This is a genomic window from Stutzerimonas stutzeri (assembly GCF_024448895.1).
Lineage (GTDB): Bacteria > Pseudomonadota > Gammaproteobacteria > Pseudomonadales > Pseudomonadaceae > Stutzerimonas > Stutzerimonas stutzeri_Q.
Genome location: NZ_JAMOIC010000031.1, coordinates 1 through 17,396 on the forward strand (window position 1 = coordinate 1; position 17,396 = coordinate 17,396).

Annotated in this window: 14 protein-coding genes; 11 read left to right on the plus strand and 3 right to left on the minus strand. The window is 62.4% G+C overall.

What is annotated here, in order from left to right; genetic code table 11:
• Positions 1-247: 247 nt before the first annotated feature.
• From nosR to NA619_RS22795, 11 genes are all read left to right on the plus strand, one after another.
• Positions 248-2,422, plus strand: coding sequence for a transcriptional regulator NosR (gene nosR, locus NA619_RS22745; protein WP_255964060.1), 2,175 nt, complete (start codon positions 248-250; stop codon positions 2,420-2,422).
• A gap of 70 nt (positions 2,423-2,492) precedes the next feature.
• Complete coding sequence (gene nosZ, locus NA619_RS22750) at positions 2,493-4,394, plus strand: TAT-dependent nitrous-oxide reductase (RefSeq protein ID WP_255964061.1); 1,902 nt, start codon at positions 2,493-2,495, stop codon at positions 4,392-4,394.
• A gap of 259 nt (positions 4,395-4,653) precedes the next feature.
• Complete coding sequence (locus tag NA619_RS22755) at positions 4,654-5,928, plus strand: nitrous oxide reductase family maturation protein NosD (protein ID WP_255964090.1); 1,275 nt, start codon at positions 4,654-4,656, stop codon at positions 5,926-5,928.
• Positions 5,925-6,851 (plus strand): ABC transporter ATP-binding protein, encoded by a 927-nt coding sequence (locus NA619_RS22760; RefSeq protein WP_255964062.1) that lies wholly within the window; start codon positions 5,925-5,927, stop codon positions 6,849-6,851. The genes NA619_RS22755 and NA619_RS22760 overlap by 4 nt, the downstream gene beginning before the upstream one ends.
• A complete protein-coding gene (locus tag NA619_RS22765; RefSeq protein ID WP_255964063.1) occupies positions 6,848-7,675 on the plus strand; it encodes an ABC transporter permease in 828 nt (275 codons plus the stop codon). The genes NA619_RS22760 and NA619_RS22765 overlap by 4 nt, the downstream gene beginning before the upstream one ends.
• A gap of 24 nt (positions 7,676-7,699) precedes the next feature.
• Entirely contained in the window at positions 7,700-8,254 is a 555-nt protein-coding gene (locus NA619_RS22770) for a nitrous oxide reductase accessory protein NosL (RefSeq protein ID WP_255964064.1), read from the plus strand.
• Between the two features lie 33 nt (positions 8,255-8,287).
• Positions 8,288-8,470, plus strand: coding sequence for a twin-arginine translocase TatA/TatE family subunit (gene tatA / locus NA619_RS22775; RefSeq protein ID WP_255964065.1), 183 nt, complete (start codon positions 8,288-8,290; stop codon positions 8,468-8,470).
• Between the two features lie 804 nt (positions 8,471-9,274).
• Positions 9,275-10,465 (plus strand): NnrS family protein, encoded by a 1,191-nt coding sequence (locus NA619_RS22780; protein WP_255964066.1) that lies wholly within the window; start codon positions 9,275-9,277, stop codon positions 10,463-10,465.
• 105 nt (positions 10,466-10,570) lie between these two features.
• The gene (locus tag NA619_RS22785) at positions 10,571-11,314 is read left to right on the plus strand and encodes an SDR family NAD(P)-dependent oxidoreductase (RefSeq protein ID WP_255964067.1); all 744 of its coding nucleotides are present in this window, start codon (positions 10,571-10,573) and stop codon (positions 11,312-11,314) included.
• 249 nt (positions 11,315-11,563) lie between these two features.
• Positions 11,564-12,703 carry an HPP family protein gene (locus tag NA619_RS22790; RefSeq protein WP_255964068.1) on the plus strand — a complete coding sequence of 380 codons (1,140 nt, stop codon included), beginning with the start codon at positions 11,564-11,566 and terminating at the stop codon, positions 12,701-12,703.
• 101 nt (positions 12,704-12,804) lie between these two features.
• Complete coding sequence (locus NA619_RS22795) at positions 12,805-13,944, plus strand: HPP family protein (protein ID WP_255964069.1); 1,140 nt, start codon at positions 12,805-12,807, stop codon at positions 13,942-13,944.
• Between the two features lie 37 nt (positions 13,945-13,981).
• Here NA619_RS22795 and NA619_RS22800 read toward each other — a convergent pair whose 3' ends face one another.
• From NA619_RS22800 to cobA, 3 genes are all read right to left on the minus strand, one after another.
• Positions 13,982-14,842, minus strand: coding sequence for a LysR family transcriptional regulator (locus tag NA619_RS22800; RefSeq protein ID WP_255964070.1), 861 nt, complete (start codon positions 14,840-14,842; stop codon positions 13,982-13,984).
• A 184-nt stretch (positions 14,843-15,026) separates the two neighbouring features.
• Complete coding sequence (locus tag NA619_RS22805; protein WP_255964071.1) at positions 15,027-16,550, minus strand: nitrite reductase; 1,524 nt, start codon at positions 16,548-16,550, stop codon at positions 15,027-15,029.
• A complete protein-coding gene (gene cobA / locus NA619_RS22810) occupies positions 16,541-17,377 on the minus strand; it encodes a uroporphyrinogen-III C-methyltransferase (protein ID WP_255964072.1) in 837 nt (278 codons plus the stop codon). The genes NA619_RS22805 and cobA overlap by 10 nt, the downstream gene beginning before the upstream one ends.
• Between the last annotated feature and the right edge of the window lie 19 nt (positions 17,378-17,396).

Genomic DNA, 17,396 nt, shown 5'->3' on the forward strand with positions numbered 1-17,396 from the left:
GGCTCCACCCATCCTACGGCGCTGATAGACGAACGGGCTCGCTAGCTGCCGAATATAGGCCTAGCCTGCGGGAGCGTTCGTAGAAGCCTGCAACAGGCACGTTCGCGTAGCTGTACCCGCTCCCACCTCCCGCATTGACATGGCTCAATGCAATCACAGGTACCGGCCAAGCTTGATATCAATCAAGGAGAGCGCCAGGCCTGCTCCCTACCATCAGCTCATATTCGCAAACCTAAGTAGGTAGGCCATGACTTCCCGTTTCTGTTTCGCAGCTGGTACCAGAGGCGCGCGAGGGGTTGGCATCGTCCTGCTGCTGGCACTGATGTTCAGCGCATTCACCCTGCAGGCCAAAGAGTATGAGGTCGAGCAACAGCGCATCGACCAGTTCTTCGCCGGAGCAAGCGTCTCGGCTGCTGAGGGTGACTATCAAGTCCGCACGATCACCAAGGACGATGAGGTGCTGGGCTATGCCTTTCAGTCCATCAATGTGGTGGACATTCCGGCCTACTCGGGCAAACCCATCAACATGCAGGTGCTGCTCGATCCGCAGGGTGTGATCGTCGATGCCTACGTGCTCGAGCACCATGAACCGATCCTGCTGATCGGCATTCCCGAAGAAGAGCTGCACGCCTTCAACGCCAAATACCAGGGCATCAGGGTTGATCAGCGCGTCGTCGTCGGCCGCTCCCGGGACGAGAACGCGGTCACCATTGATGCGGTCACCGGTGCCACTGTCACGGTGATGGTGGTCAACGAGATCGTCATGCGCGCGGCCCACGATGTCGCGGTGTCGTTGGGGCTGGTGGAAGACAACGTCGGCATCGCGCAGAAGCCAGCAACCGTCCGCGAGGATTACTACGAAGAGGCTACCTGGAGCGACCTGACCGGCAACGGCGCGATCCGCCGCCTGCACCTGACCAAGGGCGACATCGACGAGGCCTTCAAGGGCACCGAGGCCGAAGGCATCGACGAAGCCACTGCTGACGAGGTGCAAGACACCTTCATCGACCTCTACGCCACCCATCTGAATCCGCCCACCATCGGCCGCGCCTTGCTGGGCGACAGGCATTACGACGATCTGATGGGTGAGCTCAAGCCGGGCGAGCACGCCGTCGCGGTGATGGGCAGCGGCGAATACTCGTTCAAAGGCTCTGGCTATGTGCGCGGCGGCATCTTCGATCGGGTGCAGCTGCGCCAGTTCGGCAACGTCATCAGCTTCCGCGACATGGACTTCCAGCGGCTGGACGACGTGTATGCCGACGGCATTCCGGATTTCAGCGAGATGGCGGTGTTCATCGTCCGTGAGCACGCCGCGTTCGATCCAGGTTCGCCCTGGACGCTGGAGCTGCTGGTGCGCCGCCAGATCGGTCCGATCAGCGGCATGTTCACCAGCTTCGAGCTGCCGTATCAGATGCCCGAGCAGTACATCGAGCGGCCACTGCCGACCGCCGAGGAGCTGGCCGCCATCGAGGAAGCCAACCGCCCGGTGTGGGTCAACATCTGGTATCAGAAGTCGTTCCAGATCGGCGTGATCCTCGCGGCGCTGGGCCTGCTGACGGTCATCCTGTTCCTGCAGGACAAGTTCACCCAGCGGCCGGAGTTCCTGCACTGGCTGCGCCGCGGCTATCTGGTGTTCACCGTGGTGTTCATCGGTTGGTACGCCCTTGGGCAGCTGTCAGTGGTTAACGTGCTGACCTTCGCCCATGCGCTGTTCCAGGACTTCCGCTGGGAGCTGTTCCTCTCCGATCCAGTGATTTTCATCATCTGGACCTTTACCGCCGCCAGCATCCTGCTCTGGGGACGCGGCGTGTTCTGTGGCTGGCTGTGCCCCTTCGGCGCCCTGCAGGAGCTGATCAACGAAGCCGCGCGCAAGCTCAAGGTGCCGCAGTACGAGCTGCCCTTCGCGGTGCACGAGCGGCTCTGGGCCATCAAGTACATCGTCCTGCTGGTGCTGTTCGGCCTCTCGCTCGAGTCGATGATGATGGCCGAGAAGGCCGCCGAGGTAGAGCCGTTCAAGACCGCCATCACCCTCAAGTTCGACCGCCAATGGTGGTTCGTCGCCTACGCCGTGATCCTGCTGGTCATCAACATCTTCACCCGCAAGGTGTACTGCCGCTACGTCTGCCCGCTGGGTGCGGCGCTGGCGGTTACCAGCAAGGTCCGCCTGTTCGACTGGCTCAAGCGCCGCAAGGAATGCGGTGACCCCTGCCAGCTGTGCGCCAAGGAATGCGAGATCCAGGCCATTCACCCGGACGGGCACATCAATCACAACGAGTGCCACTACTGCCTCGACTGCCAGATGACCTACCACAACGAGAACAAATGCCCACCACTGATCTTGAAGAACAAGCGCGCAAAGCGCGGCAAGAAGGCGCCGGCCGATCCGACGCTGATCCCTGTAGTGCAAGTAGTGGAACCCTGAATGTCCGTCGGCGTACGAGCTGCTCGAAACCGATCGTTGACCTGTCTGTAAGCGATAAGGAGCAACACCCATGAGTGACAAGATCAAGAACACCCCTGAAACACCGGAAAAGACTGGCTTCAGTCGGCGCGGCTTTCTGGGTGCTAGTGCCCTGACCGGCGCTGCTGTGGCGGCGACGGCATTCGGTGGCGCGGTGATGACGCGCGAAAGCTTTGCAGCGGCGGCCAAAGAAGCGCGCCAGAAGATTCACGTCGCGCCGGGCGAGCTGGATGATTACTACGGCTTTTGGAGCGGCGGTCACCAAGGCGAAGTGCGCGTGGTCGGCGTGCCATCGATGCGTGAGCTGATGCGCATCCCGGTTTTCAACGTTGATTCCGCTACCGGCTGGGGTCTGACCAACGAAAGCCGCCACATCATGGGCGAAAGCGCCAAGTTCCTGAACGGCGACTGCCACCACCCACACATTTCGATGACTGACGGCAAGTACGACGGCAAGTACCTGTTCATCAACGACAAGGCCAACAGCCGCGTCGCGCGTATCCGTCTGGACATCATGAAGTGCGACAAGATGCTCACCGTGCCGAACGTCCAGGCCATCCACGGCCTGCGCCTGCAGAAGGTGCCGCACACCAAGTACGTGTTCGCCAACGCTGAGTTCGTCATCCCGCACCCGAACGACGGCAAGGTCTTCGACCTGCAGGACGAGAACAGCTACACCATGTTCAACGTCATCGATGCCGAGAAGATGGAAATGGCCTTTCAGGTCATCGTCGACGGCAACCTCGACAACACCGACGCCGACTACACTGGCAAGTACGCCGCATCCACCTGCTACAACTCGGAGAAGGCCTACGACCTGGGCGGCATGATGCGCAACGAGCGCGACTGGGTGGTGGTTTACAACATCCCGCGGATCGAAGCTGCCATCAAGGCCGGTAAATTCACCACCCTTGGCAATTCAAAAGTGCCGGTAGTTGACGGTCGGGCTGGCTCCGAGCTGACCCGTTATATCCCGGTGCCGAAGAACCCGCATGGCTGCAACACCTCATCTGACGGCAAGTACTTCATCGCCGCCGGCAAGTTGTCGCCAACGGTCACCATGATCGAAATTGCCAAGCTCGATGACTTGTTCGACGACAAGCTGAACGATCCGCGCGATGTGGTCGCCGCCGAGCCCGAGCTGGGACTCGGCCCGCTGCACACCACCTTCGACGGTCGCGGTAATGCGTACACCACGCTGTTCATCGACAGCCAGGTGGTGAAGTGGAACATGGCCGAGGCGGTACGCGCCTACAACGGCGAGAAGGTCAACTACATCAAGCAGAAGCTGGATGTGCACTACCAGCCAGGCCACCTGCACGCATCCCTGTGCGAAACCAGTGAAGCCGACGGCAAATGGCTGGTCGCGCTCTCCAAGTTCTCGAAGGATCGCTTTCTGCCAACCGGCCCGCTGCACCCCGAGAACGATCAGCTGATCGACATCTCTGGCGATGAAATGAAGCTGGTTCACGACGGCCCGACATTCGCCGAGCCGCATGACTGCATCATGGCCCGCCGCGACCAGATCAAAACCAAGAAGATCTGGGACCGCAACGACCCCTTCTTTGCCGAGACCGTGAAGCGCGCCGAGAAGGATGGCATCAACCTGACTGCCGACAACAAGGTCATCCGCGATGGCAACAAGGTGCGGGTGTATATGACCTCGATGGCGCCCGCATTCGGCCTCAACGAGTTCAACGTCAAGCAGGGCGATGAAGTCACCGTAACCATCACCAACATCGACCAGATCGAGGATGTTTCCCACGGCTTCGTCATGGTCAATCACGGCGCGAGCATGGAGATCAGCCCGCAGCAGACCTCGTCCATCACCTTCGTAGCCGACAAGCCAGGCCTGCACTGGTACTACTGCAGCTGGTTCTGCCATGCGCTGCACATGGAGATGGTCGGCCGGATGCTGGTCGAGCCGGCCTGAGTTTGGCCTGATAAGGGAGCCGCAGTCTTTGGCTGCGGTACCCAAAGCTGCGTTTGCCAACCGAACCTGTAGGAGCCAGCTTGCTGGCGATCAGCTGGGCAAAGAGCATCGCCGGCAAGCCGGCTCCTACAATTGCTACAGGGGGCTGCGAAAGATGTGCATACGCAAGCCATCGGATAGAAAGAAGGTAATCGCAGTGCTCCAACTTTTAGGGCCTATTGCCGTTTCGGCGCGGTCGCGAACGAAATGGCAACAACCCCTGGCACTACTGGTGCTCCTGTTTTTCTGCGGTGCTGCCCAGGCGGCACTGCAACCGATCACCCGACTGCCGTTGCAGGCACAAGGGGATAACCACTGGCGGCTGCCTGCTGGCGAATACCACGGCCAGTTCAGCATTGATCAGTCCATGGTGCTGCAGTGCGAGCCGGGCGCCGTTTTCCAGGGAGAAGGGGAGGGCAACGGTCTGCTGATCGAGGCCTCAGATGTTACGGTCGACGGCTGCAGCGTGGTCGACTGGGGACGCAACCTCACCGAAATGAACGCCGGCATCTTCATCCAGCCCAAAGCGCAGCGCGTGGTGATCCGCAACAACCACTTGCGTGGCCCGGGCTTCGGCGTGTGGGTAGACAGTTCGCGGGATGTCAGCCTGATCGGCAACCGCGTCGAGGGTGACGCCAGCGTCCGCTCTCAGGACCGCGGCAACGGCATCCATCTGTTCGCGGTAAGTGGTGCACGAATCATCGACAACCACGTGAGCAACACCCGCGACGGCATCTACATCGACACCTCCAACGGCAATCATCTCGAAGGCAATGTGCTCGAAGACCTGCGCTACGGCGTGCACTACATGTTCGCAAACGACAACAGCGTGATCGGCAACATCACCCGCCGTACGCGCACCGGTTACGCGCTGATGCAGAGCCGCAAGCTGACGGTGATCGGCAACCGCTCCGAGCACGATCAGAACTACGGCATCCTGATGAACTACATCACCTACTCGACCCTCAAGGACAACGTCGTCACCGACGTCGAGCGGGGCGATACCGGAGGGGATGCCATGATCAGCGGCGGTGAAGGCAAGGCGTTGTTCATCTACAACTCGCTGTTCAACACCATCGAGAACAACCACTTCCAGCGCAGCGACATGGGCATCCATCTGACCGCTGGCTCGGAAGACAACCGCATCTCCGGCAACGCCTTCATCGGCAATCAGCAGCAGGTCAAATACGTCGCCACCCGCACTCAGGAGTGGTCGCAGGACGGGCGCGGCAACTACTGGAGCGACTACCTCGGCTGGGACCGCAACAGCGATGGGCTGGGCGACGTCCCCTACGAACCCAACGACAACGTCGACCGCTTGCTCTGGCTCTATCCGCAGGTGCGCCTGCTGATGAACAGCCCGAGCATCGAAGTGCTGCGCTGGGTTCAGCGCGCCTTTCCGGTGATCAAGTCTCCCGGCGTGCAGGACAGCCATCCGCTGATGAAGCCGCCAACCGAACCAACGATGCGCAAGCCGCAGGAGTCAACGCCATGAGCGCTGTAGAAATCCAGGGCGTGAACCAGCGTTACGGCAGCATGACCGTGCTGCATGATCTGAACCTGACCCTCGGCGAGGGCGAAGTACTGGGCCTGTTCGGCCACAACGGCGCGGGCAAGACCACCAGCATGAAGTTGATTCTTGGCCTGCTGGCGCCGAGCGAAGGGCAGGTGCGGGTTCTTGGGCGCGCGCCGAATGATCCGGAGGTTCGCCGCCAACTCGGCTACCTGCCGGAAAACGTGACCTTCTATCCACAGCTCAGCGGCCGCGAGACCCTGCGCCACTTCGCCCGACTCAAGAGCGCACCACTCAAGCAGGTCGATGAACTCCTCGAGCAGGTGGGCCTGGCCCATGCCGCCGAACGTCGGGTGAAGACCTACTCCAAGGGCATGCGCCAGCGCCTGGGCCTGGCCCAGGCACTGCTCGGCGAGCCCCGCCTGCTGTTGCTCGACGAGCCCACCGTGGGCCTGGACCCGATCGCCACCGGCGACCTCTATCAGCTCGTCGACCGCCTGCGGCAGCGCGGTACCAGCATCATTCTCTGCTCGCACGTGCTGCCGGGCGTCGAGGCGCACATCAACCGCGCGGCGATCCTCGCCAAGGGGCGGCTGCAGGCGGTCGGTAGCCTGGCGCAATTGCGCGCCGAGGCGGGCCTGCCGGTGCGCATCCGCGCCAGCGGCATAGATGACAGTGCCGGTTGGCTCAAGCGCTGGGGCGCTGCCGGGCACAGCGCGCGCTCGCTGGGAGAGTGCAGCGTCGAGGTTTCGGCCATCAACGGCCACAAGCTGCCGCTGCTGCGCGAATTGTTGGGCGAAGACCAGCCGGAAGACATCGAGATTCATCAGCCTTCGCTGGAGGATCTGTATCGCTACTACATGGAGCGCGCCGGCGATGTACGCACGGCGGAGGGCACGCTATGAACCAGATCTGGAATATCGCCCGCAAGGAATTCAGCGACGGTTTGCGCAATCGCTGGTTGCTTGCCATCAGTCTGCTCTTCGCGGTACTGGCGGTTGGCATCGCCTGGCTCGGCGCTGCCGCCTCCGGGCAGCTGGGCTTCACTTCGATTCCGGCGACCATCGCCAGCCTGGCCAGCCTGGCCACCTTTCTGATGCCGCTGATTGCGCTGTTGCTGGCCTACGACGCCATCGTCGGTGAGGACGAGGGCGGCACCCTGATGCTGCTGCTGACCTACCCGCTTGGGCGGGGGCAGATCCTGCTGGGCAAGTTCGTCGGTCACGGCCTGATCCTGGCGCTGGCGGTACTGATCGGCTTCGGCTGCGCCATGCTCGCCATTGCCGTGCTGGTGGAGGACATCGAGATCGGCTTGCTGGTCTGGGCGTTCGGCCGCTTCATGGTGTCCTCGACCTTGCTCGGCTGGGTGTTTCTGGCCATGGCCTACGTGCTGAGCAGCAAGGTTAACGAAAAGTCCAGCGCAGCCGGGTTGGCGCTAGGCGTCTGGTTTCTCTTCGTGCTGGTGTTCGACCTGGTGCTGCTGGCATTGCTGGTGCTCAGCGAAGGTACCTTCAGCCCCGAGCTGTTGCCCTGGCTGCTGCTGCTCAACCCGGCCGATATCTACCGCCTGATCAATCTGGCCGGCTTCGAGGGTGGCAACGCCATGGGGGTATTGTCGCTAGGCAGTGATCTGCCGATGCCGGCCGCCGCGCTCTGGCTGTGCCTGATGTTCTGGGTGGGCGCTGCCCTTTTGCTGGCCTACGGTGTGTTCCGCCGCCGCCTGGCGTGATCAACGAAAAGGAAAACTGTAACCATGAATGCGTTATATACCCATGCTTCACGCGTCATGATCGCCGCGGCGCTGCTCTTCGGCCTAGCCGGTTGCGGTGAGGCGGATCGGGATGAACAGCCGCTGGAACCGGTCGCCTTTCACAGCAGCGATGAATGCCACGTGTGCGGCATGGTGATAAGCGACTTTCCCGGCCCCAAAGGCCAGGCGGTGGAAAAGGGCGGGGTGCGGAAATTCTGCTCCACCGCGGAAATGCTCGGCTGGTGGCTGCAACCGGAAAACCGCATGCTCGACGCAAAACTCTATGTACACGACATGGGCCGCAGCACCTGGGAACAACCGGATGACGCCTACCTGATCGACGCGACCAGCGCCTACTATGTCACCGGCACCCAGTTGAAAGGCGCGATGGGCGCGGTGCTGGCGACCTTCTCGGACGAATCCGCCGCCAAGGGCCTGGCCGCGTTGCACGGCGGTAGGGTGCTGCGCTTTGAGGACATCGATCAGTCGGTACTGCAACAGGCGTCCGGCATGCAGCACGGCACGTCGAATCACCAACAAGCTCACGCCGGTCACTAGACCGCAACCTATAACTCGATGAGGTAACGCAAAATGATGGGCATAAGCATCTGGCAACTGGTGATCGTGCTGTTGATCGTGGTCATGCTGTTCGGCACCAAGCGTCTGCGCGGACTGGGCTCGGATTTGGGCGGCGCGATCAGTGGCTTCCGCAAATCCATGGGTGATGGCGAAAGCGCTGCCTCGACCGAAACGGTCAAGCACGAGCCGAAGTAGGCGCCCGCTTCACTCGCATCCTCGTTGCCTCAGGGCGGATGTGGCTGTTTCATATACGCCGTAACTCCGCTTGGTGGATCGATGAAGCGTGATCCACTCTACTGACCGGGTGGGCCCGATCACGCCTGCAGTTCTGGGCGAATAAATTCGCCCCTACGGTTGGCGTCGCGGTAATACGCCGTGCGCAGGCACGGACCCGCTTTGTAGGGTGGGACTTATCCCACCAGCGGTGCAAGGCAAATACATTCGTCCCCAAGGTGGCGTCGCGGTAATAACGCCGCGGCCCCGGACGGACCGCTTTTGCAGGGTGGGATTTATCCCACCAGCGGTGTCAGGCGAATAAATTCGCCCCTACGGTTGGTCTGGCGGTGATACGCCGCGTCCAGGCACGGACCGCTTTTGTAGGGTGGGATTTATCCCGCCAGCGGTACCAGGCGAACAAATTCGCCCCTACGGTTGGCCTCGTGGTAATAACGCCGCCCCATGCACGGACCGCTTTTGTAGGGGGGGATTTATCCCACCAGCGGTGCCAGACGAGTAGATTCGTCCTTACGGTTCGCCGAAGCGCCCCTACGGATTTGAGAGCGCCGGTTGAAACCGAAGACCGGCTGTTCCTTCCCGCGCCATCTCCCCGCCCGATCGTCGCTACTGCTCGCATCTCCCTGAAAAGCTGATCGCAATCAAGTCTGTAAACGCGTCCTAACCTGTAGAAAGTAATCCTGGCTCTGGAAATCTCCGAGCCGCGGTTCTTCGGCCCGCAGGCGAGTATTGTGAGTCGACGTAGAAGATCGTCAGGAGGCCTTTGTGCAAGTCATCGATCGGCGAAAAGCCTTGAGTATTCCGCCCTTGTGGCGGCTTGCCTTTCGCCCGTTTTTTCTCGCTGGCAGCTTGTTTGCGCTGTTCGCGATTCCTCTTTGGGTTGCGGTATGGACAGGCCTCTGGCCAGGTTTTCAGCCAACCGGGGGATGGTTGTCCTGGCATCGTCACGAAATGCTGTTCGGCTTTGCCATGGCAATCGTGGCGGGCTTTCTGTTGACCGCTGGGCAAACCTGGACCGGCCAGCCGGGTGTGTCCGGCAACAAGCTGATGGCGCTGGCCGCAGTCTGGCTACTGGCGCGACTGGGCTGGCTGTTTGGCCTGCCGCTGGCGTTGCTGATCCCCCTGGAATTGCTGTTCATGCTCGGCGTAACCGTCTTGATGGCGCGCATGCTCTGGGTCGTCCGGCAGAAGCGCAACTATCCGATCATTGTTGTGCTGACGCTGATGATCGGTGCCGACGTGCTGGTGCTGTGCGGCCTTGCCAAGGGCGACGATAGCCTCCAGCGCCAGGGCGTACTGGCCGGGCTTTGGCTGATCGCCGCGCTGATGGCGATCATCGGCGGGCGGGTCATCCCTTTCTTCACCCAGCGCGGCCTTGGTCATACCGAAGCGGTGAAGCCTTGGCTCTGGCTGGACGTCGCATTGCTGGTCGGCACCGGCCTGATCGCAGTGCTTTATGCCGCGGGCTTCGCGCTGCAACAAAACATTGTGCTTGCGGTGCTTTTTCTGGCCATTGCCGCCGGGCATCTGGTGCGGCTGGTGCGCTGGTACGACGCCGGAATCTGGCGTGTGCCGCTGCTCTGGTCGCTGCATCTGGCGATGCTCTGGCTGGTGGTAGCAGCGGCGGGTTTGGCGTTGTGGAATTTCGGCCTGCTGGCCAGCTCCAGCTCGTCATTGCATGCACTCTCGGTTGGCTCCATGAGCGGGCTGATCCTGGCGATGATCGCGAGGGTCACGCTCGGCCATACCGGGCGGCCGCTGCAGCTGCCGTCAGGCATTGTTGCCGCCTTCGTATTGTTCAACCTCGGCGCTGCGGCACGGGTTTTTCTGGCCGGCGAATGGCCAATGATCGGCCTGTGGATGGCTGCGATCTGCTGGGCGCTGGCGTTCGCGCTCTATGCCTTGCGCTATGCACCCATGCTGGTCGCCGCGCGGGTCGATGGCCATCCCGGCTGACCGCTGCCGCAACGTCTTACCTCGGCTTTACCCCTTGAAACCGCTGCCTGCCCATACCGGGACGGGCAGCTAGCGGCTCGGCGATTGCCGGCATCGGAGATGATGATGAAGAGTGAATTCAAAGACCGCCTGGCCGTGGTGACCGGCGCCAGTTCCGGAATCGGGTTGGCGTTGTGCACGGCGCTGCTGCAACGCGGCGCACGGGTGCTGGCTATGTCGCGCAGCCTGGGCGGGTTGTCACAGTTGCTCGAGACCTATCCGGAGCATCTGCACTGGGTGAGCGGCGACGTCACCTCGACAGACGATCTGCAACTGCTGGCGCGCCGGGCTGGCGAATTGGGGCCAGTGGACTATCTGGTGCCGAATGCGGGGATAGCGGAGTTGGGTGACAGCCTCGATACGGCCTGTTTTGATCGTCAGTGGGCCGTCAATGGCGCGGCGGCGCTGAACACGCTGGCCGCGTTGCGTGCCGAGCTGGCCAAGCCGGCCTCAGTGGTGTTCATTGGGACCTTCCTGACGCGCAGCACCTTCCCGGGGCTGGCCGCCTACATTGCCAGCAAGGCGGCGCTGGTCGCCCATGCCCGAACTCTGGCAGTGGAGTTCGCACCGCTGGACGTGCGCATCAACGTAGTTTCGCCCGGCCCTACCGCGACCGCGATCTGGGGCTCGCTCGGGCTTCCTGACGAACAGCTCGAACAGGTGGCCGAGGGCGTCACCAAGCGTTTATTGCCAGGCCATTTTCTCGAAGCCTCGGCCGTTTCCAATGTCGTTCTGTTCCAGCTCTCCCAAGGGGCTCGCGGCGTCTTCGGCCAGGACTGGGTAGTGGATAACGGCTACACCATTCAGTGATGCAGCAGGCGGTATAGCGGTAGCTGATGACTGGGTTAATTCACCGATATTGCTGCATCGGATGCTTTAGAGCAGGCATATTGCTGTAACGCTGCAAGATGAATCATTAGTCGACTTCAGGCGGCGCACCGATAATGTGCGCTCTTATCGAGCGACGCGACATTTTGGCGCGTTGCTCGATCCGCTGTGTTGCGCCGGCCTTCAGTGCCGCTGCGACATCTCGAAGCAACTGATGATCAAGCAGGACTCATGCAGGAACGCCTATTCGATTGGTGCCGATCCTTTGTGCCCGCGCCGTTGTCGGCGCGGCCCGTCGAGTGGCTGCGCGTCGCTGTGGGCGTTGCGCTGTCGATGCTGGTGGTATTGCCCGCCTGCGCATGGGTGTTTGGCACATCACTCACATTGCCCCTTGCCGCACCCGCTGCGGCGTCAGCTGTACTGGTGTTCGCCGCGCCTTCAAGCCCGTTCGCTCAGCCCTGGTCAGTGCTTGTCGGCAATCTGCTGGCAACCCTGATCGGTGTGTCACTCGGTGCCAGCAGCCTGCCGGTGGTGGCGGCAGCGGGGATGGCCGGTGCGCTGGTGATCATCTGCCTGCTGGGCGCGCGTTGCCTGCACCCGCCAGGCGCGGCGCTGGCGCTGGTCGCGGTGGTCGGCAGTCCCGAGATTCATGCAGTCAGTTACTCGCTGCTGTATCCCGTCGCGTTCAATTCGGCACTGCTGATCGCGGTGGCGCTGGTCTACAACAACCTCACCGGACACGCCTATCCGAAACCGCGCGGCGCTCGGGTCAACAGCCATCACACCTTCGATTCGCTGCCCAGCGAGCGCATGAGTTTCAGCGAGGACGATGTCGCCAAGGCGCTCGCCGACTTTGGTGAATACGTGGACGTCACCCGAGACGATCTTGCCCAACTGATCAAACAAACCGAGAAGCATGCCCTGCGCCGCACCATGGGTGAGGTGACCGCGGCCGACATCATGTCCCGTGATCTGTACTGGGCTACGCCCGAGTGCTCGACCCAAGCGGCCTGGAAAAGCCTGCGTGAACACCGGCTGCATTCGTTGCCGGTGGTCAAGGACGACGGGCGCGAGCTGATGGGCATCGTCACGCTGGTCGACCTGCTCAAGCACCTGCGCTCCACCCCTGCGCGGATCCGCCTCGGTCAGCTGAGGCGCCCCGGTGGCGCTCGCTTGCGCTCGATCATGACGTCGCCGGTGGTCACGGTGAATCAGGACACGCACATGGTCGATCTGGTGTTTCTGCTATCTGACCGAGGTTTGCACTGCCTGCCGGTGGTCGATGGTGAGCAGCGCCTGGTGGGGATGATTACCCAGACCGATTTGATCGCAGCCCTTTACCAGAACTGGTTGAAACACTTGCCGGACTGACGCAGCCAAGCGTTCACCGTGCAGCCGGCCAGGAGGCTTCGTCGGAACCAGTGGCTTGGGCCAGTGCCTCAAAGCAATAGCCCTCCCCAAGCCGAGCCCCCATGCAAGAGCGCCTCAAAGACTGGCTGCGTTCCTTCTTTCCAGCGCCCCTGAGCGTGGGGCCGAAGGAGTGGGGGCGCGCGGTGATCGGTGTGGGCCTCGTAGTGCTGCCGATGGTTTCCATCGGCCTGTGGCTGTTTGGTGGCCCGGTCACGCTGCATATCGTCGCGCCGGCTGGTGCGTCGGCGGTGATTCTGTTCAGTGCTTCGTCCAGCCCTTTCGCGCAACCCTGGTCTGTACTTGGCGGGAACCTTATTGCCACGACCATTGGGGTCGCCCTCGGTTTGAGTGCGTTGCCGACGGTGGCAGCAGCGGTGCTTGCCGTGTGCCTGGCCATCGGGTGTCTGTTCTTGCTGCGCTGCATGCATCCACCCAGCTGTGCTCTGGCGATGGTGGCGGCCATCGGTGGGCCAGGAATCAGTGAGCTGGGCTATGGTCTGCTTGTTCCGGTGGGTTTCAATTCACTTTTATTGATCGCTGCGGCGCTGGTCTATAACAACCTGACCCATCACCCCTATCCCAAGCCACGTACATCCAGCAGCGATGCAGAGCGCCCTAGCGTGCCTCTGGGCGAGGCCCAAATGAGCTTTACCGGCAATGATGTGGATCTCGCGTTGGAAGACTTTGGCGAAATCGTCGATATCACCCGCGACGACCTTGTCGAGCTGATCAAACGCACCGAGACACACGCAATACGTCGGAGCATGGGAAGGGTAACGGCGGGCGACATCATGTGCCGCGAGCTCCACTGGATCGGCCCCGCTGCCCAAATTCGCAAAGCCTGGCAGATCATCCGTCAGCATCGCCTGCACTCGTTGGCCGTGGTCGAGCCGGACAGCCGCGAGCTGGTCGGCATCATCACGTTGACCGATCTCTTGCAGCACTTCGAGCCCAGCCCCTCCCGGCTCAACGTTCGGCGGCTGACATTCAACCGCGATGCCCGGGTCGAGCGGCTCATGAGCGCGCCGGTGGTTTCGGTGCAGGAAGGCGCCCATCTCACTGATCTCGTTCATCTGCTGGCCGACCGTGGCATGTCCTGCCTGCCGGTGGTGGATGCCGAGCAGCGCCTGGTGGGGATGATCACGCAGAGCGATCTGGTTGGCGGCCTGTACCAGAACTGGATGAAGCGCCTCGGCGAATGAGCGATTTGGGCCTTGAAAACCTACTCAAGTGTCCCGCTCAAATCTCGTAGTTCCAGCGCGACCAATCGTATTCCTCTTCAGCGACTTCCCTGAGCAGGGCGATGGCCTTGGTCAGAGTTGGCGATTCGGCGGCGCGGGGATAGACCAGATAGACCGGATAGCTGAACTCCGGCGCCTGCTCGACCCGCTTGAGCAGACCTTCGTCGAGATAGCGCTGAACCACACGGGTGCGGAAGTAGCCCCGACCGCCGTGCTGAACGAGGTACTGCAGGGCCATGGGGCCCAGGCTAAAGGAGAGTGCGGAGCGGATGTGCTCGGGCAGCGCGCGGTCATGCTGGCTGCGAAACGCCGGGCCCCAATCGATGTACAGATAGGGTTCGGGGAGGTGGCTGTGTACCACCTGAATCAGCTTTTCTTCGAGCAGCTGCTCGACCTGCAGGCCCGCGCGGTATTCGGGTTGATGCACCAGGGCCGCGTCCAGCACGCCAAGGTCCAGTTTGTGCTGAAGCTCGCTGTCGGTGGCCACCTCGCTGCGCAAGGCGTGGTCGGGCAGCGCTTGGTGCAGGCGTTCGATCCAGGCAAGCATCAGTGGATTGCACAGGCTGACCTCGGCACCTAGCGAGAGCAGCTTGTCGTAGCCCCGCGGAAGGGGCAGGTCGCGGCGGGCTGCTTCCCAGGTCTGCACCAGTTGGTTGGCATAGGCGACGAAGCGCTCGCCATCGCTGGTGAGTCGCGCGCCGGACCGGCTGCGTATGAACAGGCGGCAGCCCAGCTGGGCTTCAAGGCTGCGAACCCGTGCAGTCACCGCGGTCTGGGTCAGGTGCAGGCGCTCTGAGGTGGCGATGAAGCTGCCGCTGCGGATGATCTCGAGAAAGGTACGGGCGAGATCAATGTCCATGTGCAGGCCTCTGCGGAGAAGGGGGCAGGGATTGTAGCGAAGCTGCACGAAAATGGGGCATGCCCGCTGAACGCCAGTGAAATGGCAAAGCAGGCGCGTTCCATCATCGGCGAGAGGCGGCTAGGCCCGGCCGCTGGAGGCGGCACTTACGCCAGGGCGCTTGGACCCTGGCGTGGTCGCCCGCTCAGTGCGAGGTGCCCTCGGCAAATTCGATCTTGTTGCCGACGTTGTACTTGCCGGACGGCTTGTTCATCGGGATGCGCTTAACCTCTTCCAGGGTGTTGGCGTCGTAGATGATCAAGGCACCGTCGTTATCCCAGACGCTCAGCAGGGCATAGCGACCATCATTGGTGAACTCCACGTGGGCGGCGTTCTTGCCCGGCATCGGTCGCAGGGTATGGGCGACTTCCAAGGTCTGCTTGTCGATCAGGTGCACGGCGTCGTTGTTCGGCCCGAAGAACACGTCCGTCCAGGCATAAGGCGAATTCTGCTGGCTGCGCATGAAGAAGCCGGGCCCTTCGGTAGGGATCTCCTTGATCAGCTTCCAGCTCTGCAGGTCCAGCACTGAGATCAGGCCCTTGCTCACGTTCGGTGTGGCGAAGACCCATTTCCCGTCGCGTTTCCAGTAGATGCCGGAGCCCAGATGCGGCATGCCGGGTAGCGGAATGTCGGTGACCGCCTTGCCGGTGTCCAGGTCGATCACCTGGCCGCCATGGGCCTTGCGCGATGTGGCCAGCAGGTGGCGGTAGTCCGGGGTGAAGGAGAAGTCGTCGAGGAAGTCTGCCGCTTCGATGCGCCGTGGCTCGAAGTCCGGCTCGCCCGCGTAGGACAGCTCCCAGGCTTCCTTCACGTCCTTGAGCGCCACCACGAAGCTGTCACGAGGCGGCGCGGTGTAGACAGCGCTGACCCGTGATGGCGTGCCATCCGCGCCAACCGCCGGGATGTGCTTGATCAGGGACAAATCTCTTGCGTCCAGCAGGACCAGATTGCCCGGCAGGTAATTGCCCACCAGCACCCAGCGACCATCGTTGCTGACGGCCAGATTGCGGGTGTTAATCCCGGCTCGGACCTCGGCAATCATGCGCAGGTTGTGCAGGTCGTAGACGCTGATCCAGCCGTCACGCGAGGCGAAGTAGACGAAGCGGCCGTCGGGCGAAAACTTCGGCCCACCGTGCAAGGCGAAGTGTGATTGGAAGTTGGCCAGCTCCTCGAAGCGATCGCCGTCGAGGATGCGCACATGATGATTGCCGGCTTCGACCACGACGAACAGATTGAGCGGATCGGCCCCGTGTTGCGGCGTGTCTGGTAGCGTGCTCACGTCTTCGATGATGCGGTGGCTGGCGCGAATGTCGGCGTCGGTCCAGGTCGGTGGCACGGCCGAGGGCTGATACAGATAATCGACCAGCGCGGAGATCTGCGATTCGTCCAGCACGCTGGAGTACGCGGCCATCTGGCTGGCCGGGCGGCCGTCGCGGATGACTGCGTGAGCTTCGGCCGGCTTGATGCGGCTGAGGCTTTCGGGTAGCAGCGCGGGGCCGGCGCCGCCAAGGCGATTGACGCCGTGGCAAGACTGGCAATGCTGTTCATACAGCGCCTGGCTGTTTGCAGGCGAGGTGGCTGCGGCCGCTTTAGGAATGGCCAGGTCGAGGGCAACGAAGGTGGCGGCTGGCAGCGCAGCGGCCAGCAGCAGGGCGGGCATCAGTTGCATAGGGCCTCCGTGGCAGGGAGCGGGTCGCCATGCAGGCGCGCCGGGTGTTCTACCTGGCGGTCCGCGAAGAGGCCGACCACCTTGCCGATGACGGTCAGGGTGGGTGGGGTGAGGTTCTGCTCATCGGCCATGCTCGGCAGTTGCCGCAGCGTGCAGCGCACCACCTGCTGATTTGGCCGGGTGCCGTTGCCGATCAGAGCGGCCGGCGTGTCCACGGGCAGGCCGGCGGCGATCAGGTTGCGGGAGATCTCGCCGAGGCTGGCCAGGCCCATGTAGAACACCAGCGTCTGGCCGCCCTTGGCGAGGGCATCCCAGGGCAGATGCAGGTCGCCATCAGCTTGCAGATGGCCGGTGATGAACTGGCACGAATGGGCCAGGTCACGGTGAGTCAGCGGAATGCCGGCGTAGGCGCTGCAGCCAGCCGCGGCGGTGATGCCCGGAACGACCTGACAGTCGATGCCCCGCTGCAACAGGAACTCCAGTTCTTCCGCACCACGGCCGAAGATGAACGGATCGCCACCTTTGAGGCGCACCACTCGCAGGTTCTGCAGCGCCAGATCGGCAAGCAGCTGGTTGATCTGCGGTTGCGGCAGGCTGTGGTAGCCACTGGTCTTGCCGACGTAGTGGCGAGCACAGCTGGCCGGCACCAGTTCCATCAGGCTGTCACTGACAAGGCGGTCGTACACCACAGCGTCCGCTTGTTGTAGCAGGCTCCAGGCACGGAGGGTGAGCAGTCCGGGGTCGCCGGGCCCGGCGCCGACCAGGGCAACCTCGCCAGCGGCCAGTGTCGCGCCGAGCGAAGCGGGAAGGGTATGTGGCTGATCCATGCGAACTCCTGAACTCTCA